This is a genomic window from Ensifer sp. 38_S197 (assembly GCF_056924495.1).
Genome location: NZ_JBXOVZ010000002.1, coordinates 2,933,862 through 2,953,303, shown reverse-complemented (window position 1 = coordinate 2,953,303; position 19,442 = coordinate 2,933,862). Strand labels below are relative to the sequence as shown.

The following is a 19,442-nucleotide window of genomic DNA, read 5'->3' as shown; positions in this document are numbered from 1 at the left end:
AGCCCGCACCGGGCTGGGAGCGGCAAAGACAAACAGGTTTCCATACATGCGGGCCTGGCGGCGGCAATCGCCCGGGCAGCATGCGACAAACACAGGAGCAAGGGTAAAAATGAACAAACTCGCAGGTCTTGTCCGCACATTCGCTGCCACCGCGGTTCTGCTTTCCGCATCGGTACCGGCGGTGCAGGCCCAGGACGTCTCCGAAGAGCAGATCAAGGCGGCGCGCGCGACGATCGCAGCGCTTGGCGTCACCAACAGCTTCGACAATATTCTGCCGAATCTTGCCGAGCGGCTGAAGAACACGCTGATCCAGGCATCGCCGAACCATCAGGAACTGATCACCGCCACGGTTGACGACAAGGCTCTGGCCCTTGCAGCCCGCCGCGCCGACCTCGAAAACGAAGCGGCGACGATCTACGCCAAGACCTTTTCGCTGGAAGAGCTGAATGCGATCACGGAATTCTACGGCTCCGCCGCCGGCAAGAAGCTCCTGAACGACGGTCCGATCGCTTCGCGCGAACTGCTCAAGGCCGCCGACATCTGGGCCGCGGGCGTTTCCCGCGACCTGACCCAGGAAGCGACCAAGTCGCTCGACGCCAAGGTTGGCAGCACCCAGCCGGCCGCCGAGGGCGCCACCCAGCAGCCGGCGCAATAATCAAGCGCGCCGGCGCCATTCATCACGTTTCAAGGAGCCCGGAGCGATCCGGGCTTTTCTTTTGCCTGGGGGCACCACTATATGTGGCTGCGGCCCGGTCCTCGGCTGGGCGCGACCGGCTGCCGGACGCGAGATCGTTTGGCCAGCTTTCCATTTCGCCAATCCGGCCCGCTTGCTTTCAGGAGACTGCCCATGCCCGCATTCGACTATGACCTCTTCGTAATCGGTGGCGGGTCCGGCGGCGTCAGGAGCGGGCGCCTGGCGGCGAGCCTCGGCAAGAAGGTCGCGATCGCGGAGGAGTTTCGTTATGGCGGCACCTGCGTCATCCGCGGCTGCGTGCCGAAGAAGCTCTATGTCTACGCGTCGCAGTTTTCCGAACATTTCGAAGACGCCGCCGGCTTTGGCTGGTCGGTCGGCGAGAGTCGGTTCGACTGGAAGAAGCTGGTCGCCGCGAAGGAACAAGAGATCACCCGGCTCGAGGGGCTCTATCAGAAGGGGCTGAACAACGCCGGCGCCGAAATCCTGCATACGCGCGCCGAACTCGTCGGCCCGAACACCGTTCGCCTGCTCGACAGCGGCAAGACGGTAACGGCGGAGCGGATCGTGATCGCCGTTGGCGGTCATCCGACGCCGCATGATGCGCTGCCGGGACACGAGCACTGCATTTCCTCGAACGAAGCTTTCGATCTTGCAGAACTGCCGAAGTCGATCCTGATCGCCGGCGGCGGCTACATCGCCGTCGAATTCGCCAACATCTTCCACGGCCTCGGCGTCGAGACGACGCTGATCTATCGCGGCAAGGAAATTCTCTCGCGCTTCGACCACGACCTGCGCCGCGGGCTGCACGTGGCCATGGAAGAGAAGGGCATCCGCATCCTCTGCGAAGACATCATCCAGTCGGTCACCCTCGATGCCGACGGCAAGCGCGTCGCGCACACGATGAAGCACGGCGACATCGCCGTCGACCAGGTGATGCTGGCGCTTGGCCGCGTGCCGAACACGAAGGGGCTCGGCCTCGAAGCGGCCGGTGTGAAGACCGATGAACGTGGCGCCATCGTCGTCGACGCGTTCTCGCGCACCAGCGCGCCCGGCATCTACGCGCTTGGCGACGTGACCGACCGCGTGCAACTGACGCCGGTCGCGATCCATGAGGCCATGTGCTTCATCGAGACCGAGTACAAGAACAATCCGGTGTCGCCGGACCACGACCTGATCCCCACCGCCGTCTTCTCGCAGCCGGAGATCGGCACGGTCGGTCTGACGGAAGAAGAGGCGGCGCGCCGCTTCGACGAACTGGAAGTCTACCGCGCCGAATTCCGGCCGATGAAGGCGACGCTTTCGGGCCGCAAGGAAAAGATGATCATGAAGCTGGTCGTCAATGCCGCCGACCGCAAGGTGCTTGGCGCCCATATCCTCGGCCACGACGCCGGCGAAATGGCGCAGTTGCTCGGCATCTCGCTCAAGGCCGGCTGCACCAAGGACGATTTCGACCGGACGATGGCGGTGCATCCGACGGCGGCCGAGGAACTGGTGACGATGTATTCGCCGTCCTACCGTATCCGCAAGGGCGAGCGGGTCTGACCGCCTCGGGCGGATGCACCTGCAAACCCTCCCGGAAGTCCACCTGTCGCGCGCCTGTTGCGCCGACGGTGGGCATGCGCCGGGATGCAAGGGCCTCCTGCCGCGGGCCGGAAGTCGCCGGGCGCGATTGATGAACGATCTGTCGTCCATCTCGTCGCCGTTTCTGCGCAGAGAGGGCGGCGGTGCGTTGGCGCTCCTATCTCGTTGAAACTGCGCACATTTCTTTCGATATATCGCCTTGGCTTTTCTGAAGTGTGCGTTGCCCGGACATATCCTTGCGCCGGATGTGTCCTGCAACGCAATGAATTCTGGTAGGATGGCTTTCCAAGCGTTTCCTTAACGTCTATAAGCCCGCATTCCGCGGCGTTTCCGCCCGGGGCCGGCAAAGAGGCCGGGCTCAGCGTCCGGGCAGGGCATGCGGATGTGAGTGAAATTTCCGAATACCGGGCGGCCGCCTTCGGCCGTCAGGGCGCGACCCGCGCGGATGGATCCGCGGCAGACAACAGGTGAACGAAATGGCACAGACTTGGACTCCAAACAGCTGGCGGCAGAAACCCATCCAGCAGGTGCCGGACTATCCGGACCTGGCAGCGCTTGAGGCGACCGAAGCGCGCCTCGCGAAGTATCCGCCGCTGGTGTTTGCGGGTGAAGCGCGCCGTCTGAAGAGTGCCCTTGCCAATGTCGCCGAAGGCCGCGGTTTTCTGCTGCAGGGCGGCGATTGCGCCGAAAGCTTCGCCGAGCACGGCGCCGACACGATCCGCGACTTCTTCCGCGCCTTCCTGCAGATGGCCGTCGTCTTGACCTTCGGCGCACAGCAGCCGGTGGTGAAGGTCGGCCGCATCGCCGGCCAGTTCGCCAAGCCCCGTTCGTCGGGTGTCGAGAAGCAGGGCGAGGTGACGTTGCCGTCCTACCGCGGCGACATCATCAACGGCATCGAGTTCACCGAGGAAGCGCGTATCCCGAACCCGGAACGCCAGATCATGGCCTACCGCCAGTCGGCCGCAACGCTGAACCTTCTGCGCGCCTTCGCCATGGGCGGCTATGCCAACCTCGACAACGTGCACCAGTGGATGCTCGGCTTCGTCAAGGACAGCCCGCAGGCGGAACGCTACCGCAAGCTCGCCGACCGGATCTCGGAAACCATGGACTTCATGAAGGCGATCGGCATCACCTCGGAAAACCATCCGAGCCTGCGCGAAACTGACTTCTTCACCAGCCACGAGGCACTGCTGCTCGGCTACGAGCAGGCGCTGACCCGCGTCGATTCGACCTCGGGTGACTGGTACGCCACCTCCGGCCACATGATCTGGATCGGCGACCGCACCCGCCAGCCCGACCATGCGCACATCGAATACTGCCGCGGCATCAAGAACCCGCTCGGTCTCAAGTGCGGTCCTTCGCTGACGGCCGACGGCCTGCTCGAGCTGATCGACATTCTGAACCCGGCCAACGAAGCCGGACGCCTGACGCTGATCTGCCGCTTCGGCCATGACAAGGTGGCCGAGCATCTGCCGCGCCTCATCCGCGCGGTCGAGCGCGAGGGCAAGAATGTCGTCTGGTCCTGCGATCCGATGCACGGTAACACGATCACGCTCAACAACTACAAGACCCGTCCGTTCGAGCGGATCCTGTCGGAAGTCGAGAGCTTCTTCCAGATCCACCGCGCGGAAGGCACGCATCCGGGCGGCATCCATATCGAGATGACCGGCAACGACGTGACGGAATGCACCGGTGGTGCACGTGCGCTTTCCGGTGACGATCTTGCCGACCGCTACCACACGCATTGCGATCCGCGCCTCAATGCGGATCAGGCGCTGGAACTGGCGTTCCTGCTTGCCGAACGCATGAAGGGCGGCCGCGACGAGAAGAAGATGGTCGTCAACGGCTGATCTAAATCCATGGCATCGTTCAGGTTTTCTGAACGTCGCTTAGGAGTTTTGAATTTGACAATGCCGGGCCGGCTCTCGAAGCTGGCCCGGCATTTTCGTGTCTGGAGCAGGAAGCGGCGCGCGTGACCGTGCTGCCGCTCTCACCTCATGGCAGGATGACGCATGACGATTGCGCTTGGGGGGACAATGCCGGACGTTCACAAGGGAAACTGCCTTTGCGGAGCAGTGCGCTTTGCTGCGCACGGTGAGCTGCGCGAGCTGATCTATTGCCATTGCAGCCAGTGCCGCAAGCAGACCGGCCTCTACTACGCCGCGACCAACGTGGAGGATCGGAACCTCGAGGTGGAGGGGGCGGAGAACCTCACCTGGTATCGGGCAAGCGAGACCGCCAGCCGCGGCTTCTGCCGCCGTTGTGGATCGGCCCTTTTCTGGAAGGCGAATGGGCTGGACTATACCTCCATCCTGGCCGGTGCCTTCGAGAAGCCGACCGAGCTGAAGGGCGGCTATCACATCTTCTGCGAAGACCAGGGCGACTTCTACGAAATCAGCGACGACTTGCCGAAATATGCGGCCGGGCGCGGCTGAGCGTTCACTCCTGTGTATGCTTCGCGCGCCGAACCGCCTGTTCGAAGCCGTTGGCAAGGCCGGCCATCTTGATCGACTGCCACTGACAATATTCGTCTAGCAGGCGTTCGCTTAGCCAGAAGAGCCCGCGCTGGCGCTCATCGGCGCGACCGATGAGGCCCGCATCCTGGGCGCGGGTGAAAATACGCCTGATATGCGTGTTCGAAATCATGTAGTGCGTGGCGAGCTCCGAGAGGCTGGCTTCGAGCCAGACCTTGCCATCGACGGGATCGAGACTTTCCGGCCGCGACATGAGGTCGTCCAGCAACAGGCCGCCGCATTCGGTCCAGACGAAGGCGGCCACGGCTTCCGGTGGCTCGCTCCAACGTTGGTCGGCGAGCAGCAGGCGAGTGGCGATCGGTTGGGCGCGCTCGAAGATGGTCCGATCCGCCTCGACGCGCTGGACGCGGCCCTTGCCGTCGAAGCGGTCGAGTGTGGCCATCTGGCTCATGAACCAGCGCAGCATCGCCCCTTCGCTGGTTTCGGTCGGCTCCAGGGGCCGCACCTTCTTTCTGGCGCGACCGCCATCGACATCACGAAGCAGCTTGTAGGTCAGCAGCTCGGCGATGAAGGCGGCAGCGGTGTTGCGGCTGGCGCCGCCCATTTCGTGCATGAACTTCAGGAGGCGCGCGGTGGTGATGCCGGTCTCCGGATTGGTCGGATCGCGCTCCAGGTGCAGCGTGTAGACGGCCTGGCTCAGTGTCCATTTCTGGTGGGAGGCGACGAGGCGGCCGACTCGCGGGAAAATATCAAACACGGACATCAGATCCCGACCGCTCGCCTGAAGTATCGTCCGGAAGTTCGGATGATTGCGAAAATCCTCTGCGGTGAAGGCAAGGGCACCAGCTTGCGCAAGCCCCTCATGCTCTGCCACGACACGCATTTGCTGCGCTCACCCCCATGCTTGCGCGGCGCGCCGGATGCTTGAATTTCAAGTTGCCCGGTCGCCAATCGCCACTCAGCCTCACCCCTTATAGTAGGAGTAGCTTGCGCTTAACGTGTGGACAACCGATTTTGTTCAAACGGGGCATCTGACGTTCAACCGTCAGGCGCCCCGTTCGACTGCTGGATCTCGATCACTGCACCAGCACGGGCGGCTGGCACTTGACACCGGTGACGCGCACATCGGCTTCGCCGACCCGGACGCCAACGAGCAGAAGCAGGTTGTAGAGCAGGTCGTCGACCGGCTTGGTGACGCCACCCAATGTCTGCGCCAGTGCCTGCTGGACGACCGTCGGGCTGCCGAGCGTCAGGAGCAGAACCTGGATGTTGAGATCGAGATTGTTGAGCAGCGTTTGGGTCGTGGAGGTGAGGATATCCTTGGTGGAGACGCTCTTGATCGATCGAGCGGCAATCTCGGACGGGCTGAAGTTCAGGCGTGAGGCCTTCAGGTTTTGTGCCTCGACATGAGCGAGCGCATCGATCTTGACGACGAGGGCATCGACGACGCGGGCCCTTTGCACGCGGGCATCGGACGAGAAGTTCGACAACACCGTCGGATCGACGTCGCCGATGGCGATCTCGGCAATGCCCGGCACCGCATCGACGCTGACCGCTGCGTTTTCCGGGGTGCCGCCGTAGCAGCGAATGTCGGCAAGCTTCGCCTCGGCATAGGCGAGTTCGACGTAGATCGGCAGTCTGATGCGGATGCCGGCGAGAGCCGCCAGGCCATCGACGTTGACTTCGACGGCGAGGCGGGTTTGTGCGGTGCGGACGGCCGCGCCCGGCGTTCCGAGGCGATGGCTTGGCGTTTCGACCGGCGGCTCGCCGATCGCGAGCTTGACCTTGGCAGAAGCGATGCCCGGAAGCCCGGTCACGGCGTTGAGCGCGATCTGTTTCTCGCCATTGGCGATCGCTGCCGCCGCGGAGACGATCTGCAGCGCGCTGACCTTCATCGCCCAGTCGGAACCGGCATCGATCTGCAGGCTCTTCTTCGGATCGAGGTTGAGGATCTGCGCCAGCGTCACGGTCTTTTTGTTGTTTGAGGTCGAAAGCTCGATGCTCTTCAGTGCCGCCGTCACGGTTCCCGAGAGACCCTGGACGAGCCGCATCGAGGAGAGCAGTTGCGGCATGGTCAGATTGGCCTTCAGCACGTCCTCATAGGAGGCCGCGGTCAGGTTGAGCTTTGTCGCGACGATCTTCAGGAAGGGCTGGACGTCGATATCGGCATTGATGAGCGCCTCGTAGTCCATGACCTTGAGGGAGATGGTCGTGCCGAGCATCTGGCCGAGGATCGAATTCAGCAGTCCGTCGTTCAGGCTGGCGAGGCGCGAACCGACGGAGAAGGCGGCAATCTTGGAGCTCGCCGCCGTGCCGACGACGCTGAGATCCGGCGGCGCGCTGAACAAGGAGGCAAGGAAGATCTCCCCCTTCTTTTCCAGCAGGACCTGCACGGCATCGGTCGGTGTCGCGTCTTTGACGAAACGCTGCCCGGCATCGACCGAGGGGTCGGGGACATAGCGGCCGCGGTTCAGCGTCGCGACACCATCCACCTTGCCCGAGCCGACATCGCTCAACGGCAGCACCTTGCCGTCGACCGTCATCAGTCCGCTCGGCGTTGCCACGGCATAGTTGAGACCGTTGTCGGAGAAATGATTGAGCACGGCCTTCTCGGCCAACGCAATGTTGGCCGCCGCCGCGATCGCGGCAAGGTCGACCGTCGACTGCATCTCGCGTTTCTGCACGGTCAGATAGCCGTAGTCGATGCCGAGCCCCATGGAGGCGACGACCAACGGCATGACCAGTGCGGCGGAGATGCCCACATTTGCGTCCGGTGATCGGAGCAGCCTGCGCAGTCGCGTTGAATTCCACGACATGTCAGACCCCTCCCACGCGAATGGTTGCAAAGCGCTCGATCTGGCTGCTCGGCATCGCGAATGTGAAAAGATTAAAAATCGGCAGGTCGGCGGCGTCGTACTTGATCCGAACGGTGAACTGGTTGGTGTTGTTGGCGTCGTCCTTGACGGTCACGACCATGCGAGAGGATTTGATGAAGGCCTGGTCCATGGTCGTGCGCTGGATATAGTCGGTCGCGAGGCGTTCACGTTCACTTTCCGACAGTCCAGCGATGGCTGTGCGCGCGGCATCGGCGGCGATCTGCTGTATGGAATGGGCTGTGCTGAGATAAATGCCGTAGGCGATCAAGGTCAGCACGCAAAGGAAGAAGAGCGGCGCTATGATTGCAAATTCGATTGCAGCGGCGCCGTCTCGGCCGCCTAGAAGGCGCTTGAAGTTGGACATTGCAGCATCTCCGCGTACCCACGTTGCTGTATTTTTTCGAATGTCCCTGCACCCGTACGATGCCCCTCAAACGTTAATTTTTTCATACCCCGATAAGTTGTTAAATCCGCGCATATTTCGCGAATGTTGCAAAAAATATATTTTCAGTTGAATTAGTGTTTATGAAAATTAGCGCGGTTTACCGGCCCGAAGCAGACGGATGGCCGATGGGCAGATGGCAACGAAACTGATCCGCCGGGCCGTATTTCGCCTCGCGCCAGGGAGCGGATCATGCGTGTCGGGTGCGTTCAATCCTGGCCGGGTGCTGAACGGTATTGTTCGAGCTGTCGGTTGAGGGTTGCGACGTCGGCGCGCAGTTCCGAAATCTCGCGCAGCAACACGTCGTCGACCTTGTGGTGCAGGGCGATCAGTTCGACTTCCGCTTTCAGATTGACCTCATAGTCCTTGGATGCGGCGAAGCGGTCGCGTTCGGCCTGGCGGTTTTGCGACATCATGATGACCGGCGCCTGCAGCGCGGCAAGCATGGAAAGCACCAGGTTGAGGAAGATGTAGGGGTAGGGGTCGAACGCACCGGTGATGAGCAGCACGGAGTTCACGAGGACCCAGCAGACGAGGAAGCCGCAGAAGCCGATGATGAAGCTCCACGAACCGCCGACGCGGGCGATGCTATCGGCAAGCCTGTCGCCGAAGGAAAGCCCAGCCGTAAAGGCGGCATGCGAATCGGTGGCAAGGGTGCGCCGATCGCGGGCGTGCGCAAGAATGCGACGTTCGATTTCGCCAAGCTCGTTCAGCGGCTTGCCGAAAAGCTGTTTTGATATTTCGTTGAAGTGCGGCATGGCGATCTCCGGTGTTGGCCGGAAGCCAATCTAGAGCGCAGGGGCCGCAAGGAAAATCAGGCGGGGTCGGAAAAAATGCGGAGAGCCGGAGCGGATTCAGCCGGTCGGGCTCTCATGGATCAGTGGGTTTCAGCCGCGCCGGCGAAGAGCTCGGCGTGGGACTTGAAGAACCGGTCGGTCGAGAAGCGTTTTCCGAACATCATGTCGTGCTGCAGGAAGCGATAGTCGCGCAGCAAAGCGGGCACCTTCGGCTGGCGCGACCACTCGGCGACTTCCTTGCCGTTCTTGCGGATCAGCATGTAGCGGTCGACGACGCGGAACTGGTCGTGAACCTTGCCGAGGAACCCGGTGTAGTAGGGGTGCTCGTAGCCGGATTGCTTGAGGATCGTGTAGGAGAGGAGGGCCGGGCTGATGGTGCCGACATTCTTCTTCGGTCCGGTCTTGTTCGACCAGACGACCAGCGGCGTTTCATGCTGCGCCTTCATCTGGTCCTTGGAACCTTTGCGCTCCGCGGTGATGCCCTTCATGAAGCCGGTATTGGTATAGACGGTGTTCAGCGGCGGCAGGTGGTCGCCGAAGAGCACGATGATCGTTTCGCGATCGCGCTTCTTCGCCCAGTCCATCAGCTTCTTCAGGCTGTCGTCGGCTTCCTTAATCCCTTGCGAATAGGTGGCGAGCACCTGGCGGTCGCTTTCCGGTAGGTCGCCTTCGATCTTGATGGTGTTCTTCGCGTAGCGGTTCGCCTCATAGGGACCATGGCCCTGGAGCGTGACGGTGAAGAAGAAGAACGGATCGTCCATCGCATCGGCCTGGCGGATGATCTCGTTGGTCAGTGACTCGTCCGAGGCGAAGATGCCGCGTTTCTGCATCGGCGGCATGTTCTCCTCCGACTTGAAGGTGTCGAAGCCGAAGGCCTTGTAGACGGCGGTGCGGTTCCAGAACCAGCTCTGGAAGGGGTGGATGGCGCGCGAGACGTAGCCTTCGCCACGGAAGAAGGTGGCAAGCGACGGGATCGGGTTGCGGATGTACTGCTGGTACGGAATGCTGCCATAGGGCAGGAAGGCGTTGGAGAAGCCGGTCAGCGCCTCGAACTCGACATTGGCGGTCATGCCACCGAATTCCGGCGAGAAGACATTGCCCGACTGCATCTCGCGGATCGTCGGCATCGGATCGGGTGAGAGCTTGACGTTCGGCAGGCGGGTCGGATCCCAGAAGGACTCGCTCATCAGCACGATGACGTCGGGCTTGCCGCGGTGCGAGGTGCCGGCCGGAAGCGGCTTCACCGGAATGCGATCGATGGCATCGGCCATGTAGCCGGCGGGCGCACTGACATTGGCCATCGGCAGATTGATGGCGAAGGCGAGTGCGAAGCCGTTGTGCTTATAGTTCTCGGTCTGGTCCCACATGATGGGGATGACCTTCAGGCGGTCACGGATCCAGGAGAACTGGTTGTAATCCATGATGTTCCAGAAGGCGACGAGCAGCGGCAGCGCGAAGGCGAGCCGAGCCACGCGCTCGCGCGTCGTCAGCTTGGGGAAGGTCCGCCAGGCAAAACGCAGCAAGAGCGCGATTGCGATGACCCCGGCGACGAGGCCGACGGCGATGCCGACGGCGGTCCAGGGCCGGTCCTTCACCAGCACCGGCATCAATTCCATGATCTGGCGGCCGAACAGGAAATCTGTCGGATAGAGCGGGTCGGACAGGAAGACCTGCTTCTGCTGGCAGATGACGGCCGGTATGATGGCAAGCGGCGCCATCACCACGGCCGACTTGTGCTCGCGGCCGAAAATGCCGTCGATGGTGAGCAGGACGAGGAAGAAGGCACCGACCGTCGTCAAGGCCGGACGTGTGGGGTCGAGGAAATAGGCGACGGTATCGGACATCGACTGGCGCACGACCAGTTCGACGACGAACACGAGAGCAGATGCGAAGAAAAGGGAGAACAATGCGCTGCGGGCGCCCGCGAGCGTCTTGGCGTGCCGCGCGGTGAAGCCGGGTCTATCGACATAGACGCGCGAGCCTCTCGCGACCGCGGAATCGATACTGGCCAATATATTCTCCAATTCACAAATGTGTCGTGTAACTGTCATACGCTCGTCATTTTGAACAGGGGATGAATGGTTTCTTAACGGGAGTTGGGAACAGCTTTCCGCCGCGTGACGGTGCTGCAACTACCCCCGATAAGAACCGGGAAAGACAGAATTTTTCGGATTTTTTCGTCTAGCGGCGATTGCCTGTGGGTATTTTCCCGCGGATTGCGCTAAAGAACACTGCGAAAGCCAGATGCAATCGCTCAGAAGAGATCGACAGGCCCGCTCATGACCGCTCACAAGACCGCTCCCTCGCTCCTCCGCATCGCAGTCGCCCAGCTCAATCCGACGGTGGGTGACATTGCCGGAAACCTGGCCAAGGCCCGTGAGGCGCGCGCTGATGCAGCGCGCCAGGGCGCCGATCTCCTGCTTCTGACGGAGCTGTTCATCTCCGGCTATCCGCCGGAAGATCTGGTGTTGAAGCCAGCCTTCCTGAAGGCCTGCTACCAGGCGATCGAAAAGCTGGCGGCCGAGACGGTCGACGGCGGTCCGGGCGTCATCATCGGCTTCCCGCGGCAAACCAAGATCGGGCGGCACAATTCGGTGGCAGTGCTCGACGACGGCAAGGTCATCGCGGTCCGCGACAAGGTCGATCTGCCGAACTATGGCGAGTTCGATGAAAAGCGCGTCTTCGACCAGGGCGAGATGCCGGGTCCGGTGAATTTCCGCGGCGTGCGCATCGGCATTCCGATCTGCGAGGACATCTGGGGCGATCTCGGCGTTTGCGAGACGCTGGCCGAAAGCGGCGCGGAAATCCTGCTGTCGCCGAACGGCTCGCCCTATTATCGCGGCAAGGTGGACGTGCGGCATCAGGTGGTGCTGAAGCAGGTGATCGAGACCGGCCTGCCGATGATCTATGCCAACCAGCTCGGCGGCCAGGACGAACTGGTGTTCGACGGCGCGAGCTTCGCCTTCAATTCCGACAAGTCGCTGGCCTTCCAGATGAGCCAGTTCGAAGAGGCGATCAGCATCGTCGAGTGGAAGAAGGGCGAAAACGGCTGGCACTGCGACAGCGGGCTGAAGTCCCGCCTGCCGGAGCGGGAGGAGGCGGACTACCGCGCCTGCATGCTCGGCTTCCGTGACTACGTCAACAAGAACGGCTTCAAGAATGTCGTGCTCGGTCTTTCCGGCGGCATCGATTCGGCGATCTGCGCCGCACTGGCGGTCGATGCGCTCGGCGAAGAGCGGGTGCGCACCGTCATGCTGCCCTATCGCTACACCTCGCAGGAATCACTGAAGGACGCCAAGGATTGCGCCGCGGCGCTCGGCTGCCGCTACGACATCGTACCGATCTCAGAACCGGTCGAAGGCTTCCTGAGCGCACTCTCCGACATGTTCGAGGGAACCGAATCCGGCATTACCGAGGAGAACCTCCAGAGCCGCACGCGCGGCACGATCCTGATGGCGATCTCCAACAAGTTCGGCTCGATGGTGGTGACGACGGGCAACAAGTCGGAAATGTCGGTCGGCTATGCCACGCTCTATGGCGACATGAATGGCGGCTTCAATCCGATCAAGGACCTCTACAAGATGCAGGTCTATGCGCTGTCGAGCTGGCGCAACACGACGGTTCCGCCGGGCGCGCTGGGTCCGTCGGGCATCGTCATTCCTGAGAACATCATCGACAAGGCGCCGTCGGCAGAGCTTCGCCCCAACCAGACGGACCAGGATTCGCTGCCGCCCTATCCGGTGCTCGACGATATTCTCGAATGCCTGGTCGAAAAGGAGATGGGTACCGACGAGATCGTGGCCCGTGGCCATGACGAAGCGACGGTTCACCGGGTCGAACACCTGCTCTACATCGCCGAATACAAGCGGCGGCAGTCGGCGCCGGGCGTCAAGATCACCAAGAAGAATTTTGGCCGCGACCGCCGCTACCCGATCACCAACCGCTTCCGCGACCGGGGATAGACGGTGAGCGCCTTCGGCGAAGGGCGGGACGGCAGCACGGCGGTCCCGAGTTCACGGACGAGGAGATCCGGCTGATGCGGCTGTGGTCGTTGAGCGACGTTTCCGCTGCCGGGCAGCTTTCGGCACAGATCGGCTATTTCGCGACACCGGCGGTCTTCGGCATCCATGGCCTTGCAACCGGCAGCGCCGTCATCGTCGACGTTGCCTTCGTCTGCATCCTGCTGCTGTTGGCCCGGGGCCTCGTCTCAAGCTGGCGGGAGCAACGTCATCCATCGTGACGCAGCCGGTCTGCGCCAAGGTTCTGGCGACGTTGCGAGCGGGTGGAGAACGCAAATAGCTGCTTCACCGCGGCGGGAGAACGGTATGCGCAGTTCCATCGAAACCTATGACATCGTTACCGGCGAAACACGCGTCGTCTGGCAGACGGATCGGCTGGTCGAGGCGCCCAACTGGTCGCAGGATGGCACGCACCTCGTCATCAACGGCGATGGCCGCCTTTATCGCCTCGGCTTCGACGGTTCGCAGCCGACGGAGATCGACACCGGCTTTGCTACGCTCTGCAACAACGATCACGGCATCTCGCCCGATGGCGGCACGATCGCGATCAGCGACAAAACCGAGTTCGGGAAATCGGCGATCTACCTGCTGCCGGCCGAAGGCGGAACGCCACGGCTCGTCACCCGCAACCTGCCATCCTATTGGCATGGCTGGTCGCCCGATGGACAAGAGGTGACTTATTGCGGCATCCGGGACCAGATCTTCGACATCTACACGATTTCGGTCGATGGCGGCGAGGAGAGGCGCTTGACCCACGGGGAAGGGCGCAATGACGGGCCCGACTGGTCTGCCGACGGGGAATGGATCTATTTCAACTCAAGCCGCACCGGCCGCATGCAGATCTGGCGCGTCCGTCCCGATGGCAGCGATGTCACGCGGATCACCGACAGCCCCTATGGCGATTGGTTCCCGCATCCGTCGCCCGATGGAAAGCATCTGCTGGTGCTTTCCTATGACGGCGACGTCTTCGATCATCCGCGCGATCTCGATGTCCGCCTGCGGCTGATGGATATGGATGGCGGCAATGCGCGCGTGCTGTTCGAGCTCTTCGGCGGGCAGGGAACGATGAACGTGCCCAACTGGTCTCCCGCCGGCGACCGCTTCGCCTTCGTTCGTTATCAGCCGGAAAGCTGAGGGCGCTGCTGCAGAGGCGTTCGATCGGATCCAGGGAAGAAAACCTGCAGCAATTCAAAGTGTTACGGCGACCTTGGCGTCTGCCAGGACGCGCAGCAGCCGCTGGATATCTTTGCGGCCGCATCCTTTGGAATGGTCGAACGCGTTGCCGAAATTCTCGATCGGCAGCCGGAGCTTGTCGAGGTCGCTTTCGGGGGGGGGCGCGGCTGGCCGGAGCCGCAGCAGGCTGGATGACGCCGTTCGCTTTCGTCGTGGTCAACGGGCAGGCAAACGTGGTCCGGCTTCTGCTCGAGCGCGGTGCGAATGCGGGCCCGCGCGGTCGCGCGGCCGTGACCCGATAGGCGATTGCGAATATGGGTGCGCGGGGTGGCGCCTGCCCTCCCATAGGTTTGCCTGCGACTGCTGATTGTCGGTCGGTTTGTCTATCGATTCAGGTGGTTGAAATCGTTAAGTATTTCAACACCAGCTTATTTAAGCCAAACTTCTAATTTGGTCGCTAGGGTGCCGGCGTATCGGCTGCCATCGCCGGGCATCGCGCTTGCAGGAGCGCCAAAATGCTCGCCGTGGCCGGTGCGGACGAGGGGGACTGGCGTAGTGGACAAGACGTTGCGGTTGGCGAAGCGGAGGAGAACGGTCTGGGCGATTCATGCCGCCTGTACCCTGGTCGCCGTCCTGATCATAGCGAGCCTCATCTTCGTTCTCGATCGGTCGGTCGCCGAGGCGGATCGCTTCGGCCTTTCGGCGGAGCGGCGGCTGGTGGCAAACGAACTGCGCCACCAGATGGATGCGGTCGTCCAATTCCAGGCGCAGCTCTCCTTCTGGGACAAAACCTACCAGGAACTCGCCAAAGGACACGTCAGCGACGCCTTCGTTGCGGACGAGATGTCGGGCTGGCTGTGGGAAGACTACGGGTTCTCCTGGCTGATCTTCACGGATCGCGACCACAACGTTTCGACGGTGTTGAAGGACGGCGTTGCGGTTTCGAGCGAGGCGGCCCGTGTTCCGCTCGAGGCGGTGGACGATCTGCTCGACGAAGCCAGGCGCCGCTACGATAACGCGCTCAGAAACAATCACGGCTCCTATGTGCTGGATGTCGTGACACCGGACCCGCAATCGGTGATGCCGGCCGTGCCCGGAATTCACGCTGTGGACTTGCGTGAGATCGACGGACGCATGAGCGTCGCGGTCGTGCAGGCGGTAATCCCGGAAACGCTGGCGATACCGGCGGAGCGTCGCGCGCCCGTGCTCATAGTTTCGGTGCGGCCGGTGACGCCGAAGATGATGCGCGAGATCGCGGCGCGGCTGGGTATCGGTAGACTCGCCTTCGTGCCGCTCGCAGCGAGGCCGGAGGGCAGCGTCTATGCGTCCGTCGGGCGCTGCTCCGACGCATCCTGCCTCGTGGCGGCGTGGATGCCGAAGTCACCGGGCGGGTTCGTCCGGGCCGAGTTGTTGCCGAGCGTCATCGTAATGGCGATCGTGGCGGCGCTACTGATGGCCTTCGTCGCCCTGCGCTTCTCGTCGCTCTTTGCCGCCTTGCAGCAGAGCGAGGCGCTCAACCGGCATCTTGCCAAGCACGACCGGCTGACGGGGCTACTCAACCGCAGCGGTTTCGACGACATGCTGGCGGCGGCGCTATTGAAGGCAAAAACGCACCCGTTCACGCTCGTCTATGCCGACCTCGACGCGTTCAAGGCGGTCAACGACCGCCATGGTCATGCGGCGGGCGACGCCGTTCTGGTCGCCATGGCCGAGCGCTTCCGGAACCGTGCCGGCCCCAAGGGTACCGTCGCACGGCTCGGCGGCGACGAGTTTGCCATTGTTCTCGGCGAATGCAGCGAAGCCGAGGCTCGCGGGCTTGCGGCCGGTCTTGTCGCCGATGCGCAGACTCCGGTCGGGTTCAATGGCCAATTGCTCGTCGTCGGCGGCAGCGCCGGCATCGCCTTTGCGCCGCGCCACGGGCTAACCGCACGCGCCCTGCTGCTGGCCGCCGATGAGGCGCTCTATCTCGCCAAGCGGCGCGGCCGCAATCGCGTCGAAACGGCTGACGACACGGTCCTGCCGGGCCGAACCTCCGGCAATCAGCTCGTCCCCGGACCGAGTGGCGATCGTCCTACTCCGGCACGTTATAGGGCGTGATGACCACGACTGCCGAAAGCTGAGGGCCGACCGCGCCAGACGAAGCGCGGCCGTGCAGCATGATCGTGCGAAATGCCGTGCGCGCGTCGGTCTTCAGATCATGGTGCAGAACGAAATGAATGCGCCGCTCGCGCAGCAGCGCCAGATTGTCCTCGTCGAGGTCGTGGGCGACGTAGAGAGCGCAGCGGCGGCCGAGCCGGTCGAAGGCGGCCAGCACCGAGCGGTTGCCGCCGCCGATGGAATAGGCGGCATTGATGTCAGGGTTGGTGGCGAGTGCCGCATCTGCCAGTGCACCGGTTTCGCTGTCCCGCCCATGGCCCTCGCTGATCTCGACGATCCGGATCGTCGGGTAGCGCTGGCGCAGCACGCGGCGAAAGCCGATTTCCCGCTCTTCCTCGCCGCGGAAGCGGCCGCTGGACAAGGTGACGAGCACGGTCGCCGACGCGCCGGCGAAGCGCTCGCCGATGAGATAGGCGGCCGTTTCTCCGGCTGCCCTGTTGTCGGCGCCGGCATAGGCGGTTCGCTGGGAATGGGGCAAGTCGGTCACCAGCGTGACGATGGGGATGCCGCTCGTCTCGAAGCGCGCCACGGCGCCGACGATCTCGGGCACATCAGGCGCCTTGAGAACAAGCCCGTCGGTTCCCCGCAGCCGGATGCGGTCGAGCAGTTGGACGATCTCCTGCGGGCGCATTGTCTCGGCGAAATGGAAGCGGCAACGAAAGCTTGTCGGCGCCAGCGTCATCGCTTCGCCCTCGAAAGCCCGCCGCACCGCGTCGGTAAAACGTTCCGGCGCCTCCATCACGATATCGATCGCGAACTTGCGGCCCTGGACGTCGAGCCCCGCCTGCTGCTTCTCCAGCTCTTCGATGGCCGCGCGAACCCTGGCGATGGTCTGCCGCCGTACGCCGTGGCGTTCGTTGAGCACGCGATCGACGGTCGCAGTGCTGAGGCCGGCCTGAAAGGCGATGTCCTTGACCAGAAACGGATGGGCCATCGCGCCAACTCTCCTGATGGATTTTTGATGGATTCTTGCCCTATATCATGTTTTGCCGCCGCCTATGTTCGTGCTCATCAAGATGTTCCAGGGGAGGAAACGGGATGAAGACCGACAACGGTGCGAGGCAGCGGGTGGAGCGTGTCTGGCTCACGGAGGAGGCCTGCGATATCGAGGCGTTCCGGGCGGAAGTCGAACGGCGCACCAACCTGGCCGACTATCCCTATGCTTCAGGCTGCGACAAGAACGTGCTCGTCTACAACAGCGCCGACCTGATTGCCGCCTGTGACAATGCCGAAACGCGGCGAGCGGTGCTTGCCGAAATCTGTGAAGCGCTGGCAACCGGCCCGGGTGTGGCGGTCTTCAAGCGCGCCTTCGCCGATACGGCCGCAATCGACGTCGCGAGCGCCGTCTTCGACGGGATCATCGAGGAGCAGCATCGCAGCAACAGCGGCGGCGGTGATCACTTCGCCAAGCCCGGCGCCAACGATCGCATCTGGAACTCGCTGGAAAAACACTGCCTGAAGGCGCCCGAGAATTTTGCGGCCTACTATGCCAATGCGATCATAGCGCTCGTCAGCGAGGCCTGGCTCGGGCCGAACTATCAGATGACGGCGCAGGTGAACCGCGTCAATCCGGGCGGCGCGGCGCAATCGGCACACCGGGACTACCATCTCGGCTTCCAGACCTCCGCGGTTATCGAGCGATATCCGGTTCATGTGCACAAGCTTTCGCCGATGCTGACGCTGCAAGGCGCGGTCGCCCATTGCGACATGCCGCTCGAAAGCGGGCCGACGCTGTTCCTGCCCTATAGCCAGACCTATGTGCCGGGCTATCTGGCGCTCAACCGGCCGGAGTTCCGCGCCTATTTCGACGAGCACCACGTGCAGCTTCCGCTCGAAAAGGGCGATGTCGTCTTCTTCAACCCTGCGCTCTTCCATGCCGCCGGCAACAATCGCTCCGCCGATATCCGCCGCGTCGCCAATCTCCTGCAGGTGTCCTCGGCTTTCGGTCGGGCGATGGAGACGGTCGACCGGCTGACGATGAGCGCGACGCTCTACCCAGCCTTGAAGACGTTGCTGGCGAAGGGCAAGCTGACCGAGGCGGAAGCCGCCAACGCCATTGCATCCTGCGCCGAGGGCTATTCGTTTCCGACCAATCTCGACCGGGATCCGCCGCTCGGCGGCCTGGCGCCGAAGACGCAGGCGCAGTTGATGCGCGAGGCACTGGCCGCGGGAACGAGCGAGCAGGACTTTCAAGCGGCACTCGATGCACAGGCACGGCGCAAGCTGAGCTGACGGTTCAGTCTCACATTTGACGGGTTCCCGATGCGCTGCGCTCGGGGCCCGTACCTGTTTCACACGATCATTTCCGAGGGAGGAATTCGATGAAAGGACAGATGCAAGGCAAGATCGCCATCGTCACCGGTGGCACGCAAGGACTGGGCGCAGCGATTGCCGGCCTTTTCGCCGAACGCGGCGTCGCTGGCATCGTCATTTGCGGGCGCAATGCCGCCAAGGGGCGCGCGAAGGCGGAGGAAATCGGCAAGGCCAGCGGCGCGAAGGTCGTCTATGTCGAGGCCGATCTTGAAAAGGTGGAGCACGCGCGGAAGGTCGTTGCCGCCTGCGATGCGGAGTTCGGCCGGGTCGATGCGCTGGTCAATGCTGCGGCCATTACCGATCGCGGCACGATCCTCGACACGACACCGGAGCTCTTCGACCGGATGTTCGCCATCAATGTAAGGGCGCCCTTCTTCCTGATGCAGGAAACGGTGAAGGTGATGCGGCGCGAGCGGACCGAAGGCACGATCGTCAATATCGGTTCCATGTCGGCGATGGCCGGGCAGCCCGTCATCGCGGCCTATTGCGCGTCGAAAGGGGCTCTCGAAACGCTGACCAAGAACACGGCCTACGCGCTGTTACGCAACCGCATCCGCGTCAACGGCCTGAATATCGGCTGGATGGCATCCGAAGGCGAAGATCGCATCCAGCGCGAGTTTCACGGAGCCGCCGCGGACTGGCTCGAAAAGGCGGCCGCCAGCCAACCGTTCGGCAGGCTCGTCGATCCGGTGGAGGTGGCGCGCGCCTGCGCCTATCTTTCTTCGGCCGAATCCGGGCTGATGACCGGATCGATGATCTGCTTCGACCAGTCGGTCTGGGGCGGCTATGACGGTTCGCCGCATCCGGTGGCGCCGCTTTAGATCACGGTGATCGATCCTTATAAGTAGAGCGGGATGCGGGCGGAAAACCGCCGGCACTTTTCCTCATCCCGCCCTGACGGGTGCTTGTCTTTCCC

16 protein-coding genes are annotated in these 19,442 nt (G+C 62.9%); 10 read left to right on the top strand and 6 right to left on the bottom strand.

The window, feature by feature from the left end:
• The first annotated feature begins 109 nt into the window (after positions 1 to 109).
• The 4 genes from AC1Z3V_RS27325 (at position 110) to AC1Z3V_RS27310 (ending at position 4,710) form a co-directional block, all read left to right on the top strand.
• A complete protein-coding gene (locus tag AC1Z3V_RS27325; protein ID WP_483502836.1) occupies positions 110 to 655 on the top strand; it encodes a DUF2059 domain-containing protein in 546 nt (181 codons plus the stop codon).
• A gap of 192 nt (positions 656 to 847) precedes the next feature.
• Complete coding sequence (gene gor / locus AC1Z3V_RS27320; protein ID WP_483502835.1) at positions 848 to 2,236, top strand: glutathione-disulfide reductase; 1,389 nt, start codon at positions 848 to 850, stop codon at positions 2,234 to 2,236.
• 515 nt (positions 2,237 to 2,751) lie between these two features.
• Positions 2,752 to 4,125, top strand: coding sequence for a class II 3-deoxy-7-phosphoheptulonate synthase (locus AC1Z3V_RS27315; RefSeq protein ID WP_429815668.1), 1,374 nt, complete (start codon positions 2,752 to 2,754; stop codon positions 4,123 to 4,125).
• A 186-nt stretch (positions 4,126 to 4,311) separates the two neighbouring features.
• Positions 4,312 to 4,710: a GFA family protein gene (locus AC1Z3V_RS27310; RefSeq protein ID WP_483504161.1), complete on the top strand. Its 399-nt coding sequence runs from the start codon at positions 4,312 to 4,314 to the stop codon at positions 4,708 to 4,710.
• A gap of 4 nt (positions 4,711 to 4,714) precedes the next feature.
• Here AC1Z3V_RS27310 and AC1Z3V_RS27305 read toward each other — a convergent pair whose 3' ends face one another.
• The 5 genes from AC1Z3V_RS27305 to AC1Z3V_RS27285 all read right to left on the bottom strand — a co-directional run bounded on the left by AC1Z3V_RS27305 (position 4,715) and on the right by AC1Z3V_RS27285 (position 10,876).
• A complete protein-coding gene (locus tag AC1Z3V_RS27305) occupies positions 4,715 to 5,632 on the bottom strand; it encodes a hypothetical protein (RefSeq protein WP_429815666.1) in 918 nt (305 codons plus the stop codon).
• Positions 5,633 to 5,825: 193 nt separating this feature from the next.
• Entirely contained in the window at positions 5,826 to 7,565 is a 1,740-nt protein-coding gene (locus AC1Z3V_RS27300; protein WP_483502834.1) for a TadG family pilus assembly protein, read from the bottom strand.
• A 1-nt stretch (position 7,566) separates the two neighbouring features.
• Positions 7,567 to 7,989 (bottom strand): TadE/TadG family type IV pilus assembly protein, encoded by a 423-nt coding sequence (locus AC1Z3V_RS27295; RefSeq protein WP_429815662.1) that lies wholly within the window; start codon positions 7,987 to 7,989, stop codon positions 7,567 to 7,569.
• Between the two features lie 287 nt (positions 7,990 to 8,276).
• Positions 8,277 to 8,825 carry a DUF1003 domain-containing protein gene (locus AC1Z3V_RS27290; RefSeq protein WP_483502833.1) on the bottom strand — a complete coding sequence of 183 codons (549 nt, stop codon included), beginning with the start codon at positions 8,823 to 8,825 and terminating at the stop codon, positions 8,277 to 8,279.
• A gap of 119 nt (positions 8,826 to 8,944) precedes the next feature.
• Positions 8,945 to 10,876, bottom strand: coding sequence for an LTA synthase family protein (locus AC1Z3V_RS27285; protein ID WP_483502831.1), 1,932 nt, complete (start codon positions 10,874 to 10,876; stop codon positions 8,945 to 8,947).
• A gap of 267 nt (positions 10,877 to 11,143) precedes the next feature.
• On the opposite strand from AC1Z3V_RS27285, the gene AC1Z3V_RS27280 reads away from it, so the two are divergent.
• From AC1Z3V_RS27280 to AC1Z3V_RS27265, 4 genes are all read left to right on the top strand, one after another.
• Positions 11,144 to 12,826 (top strand): NAD+ synthase, encoded by a 1,683-nt coding sequence (locus AC1Z3V_RS27280; protein ID WP_483502830.1) that lies wholly within the window; start codon positions 11,144 to 11,146, stop codon positions 12,824 to 12,826.
• A 74-nt stretch (positions 12,827 to 12,900) separates the two neighbouring features.
• Entirely contained in the window at positions 12,901 to 13,104 is a 204-nt protein-coding gene (locus tag AC1Z3V_RS27275) for a hypothetical protein (RefSeq protein ID WP_483502828.1), read from the top strand.
• A gap of 85 nt (positions 13,105 to 13,189) precedes the next feature.
• Positions 13,190 to 14,017 (top strand): TolB family protein, encoded by an 828-nt coding sequence (locus tag AC1Z3V_RS27270; RefSeq protein ID WP_483502826.1) that lies wholly within the window; start codon positions 13,190 to 13,192, stop codon positions 14,015 to 14,017.
• A gap of 594 nt (positions 14,018 to 14,611) precedes the next feature.
• The gene (locus AC1Z3V_RS27265; RefSeq protein WP_483502825.1) at positions 14,612 to 16,153 is read left to right on the top strand and encodes a sensor domain-containing diguanylate cyclase; all 1,542 of its coding nucleotides are present in this window, start codon (positions 14,612 to 14,614) and stop codon (positions 16,151 to 16,153) included.
• Here the strand turns inward: AC1Z3V_RS27265 and AC1Z3V_RS27260 are convergent.
• A complete protein-coding gene (locus AC1Z3V_RS27260; protein ID WP_483502823.1) occupies positions 16,128 to 17,147 on the bottom strand; it encodes a LacI family DNA-binding transcriptional regulator in 1,020 nt (339 codons plus the stop codon). The genes AC1Z3V_RS27265 and AC1Z3V_RS27260 overlap by 26 nt on opposite strands.
• Positions 17,148 to 17,251: 104 nt before the next feature.
• Here AC1Z3V_RS27260 and AC1Z3V_RS27255 point away from each other — a divergent pair, with 104 nt between their 5' ends.
• On the top strand, positions 17,252 to 18,445 hold the full coding sequence (locus AC1Z3V_RS27255) for a phytanoyl-CoA dioxygenase family protein (protein WP_483502821.1): 1,194 nt from the start codon (positions 17,252 to 17,254) through the stop codon (positions 18,443 to 18,445).
• 89 nt (positions 18,446 to 18,534) lie between these two features.
• Positions 18,535 to 19,347: an SDR family oxidoreductase gene (locus tag AC1Z3V_RS27250; protein ID WP_483502819.1), complete on the top strand. Its 813-nt coding sequence runs from the start codon at positions 18,535 to 18,537 to the stop codon at positions 19,345 to 19,347.
• The last annotated feature ends 95 nt before the right edge of the window (positions 19,348 to 19,442 follow it).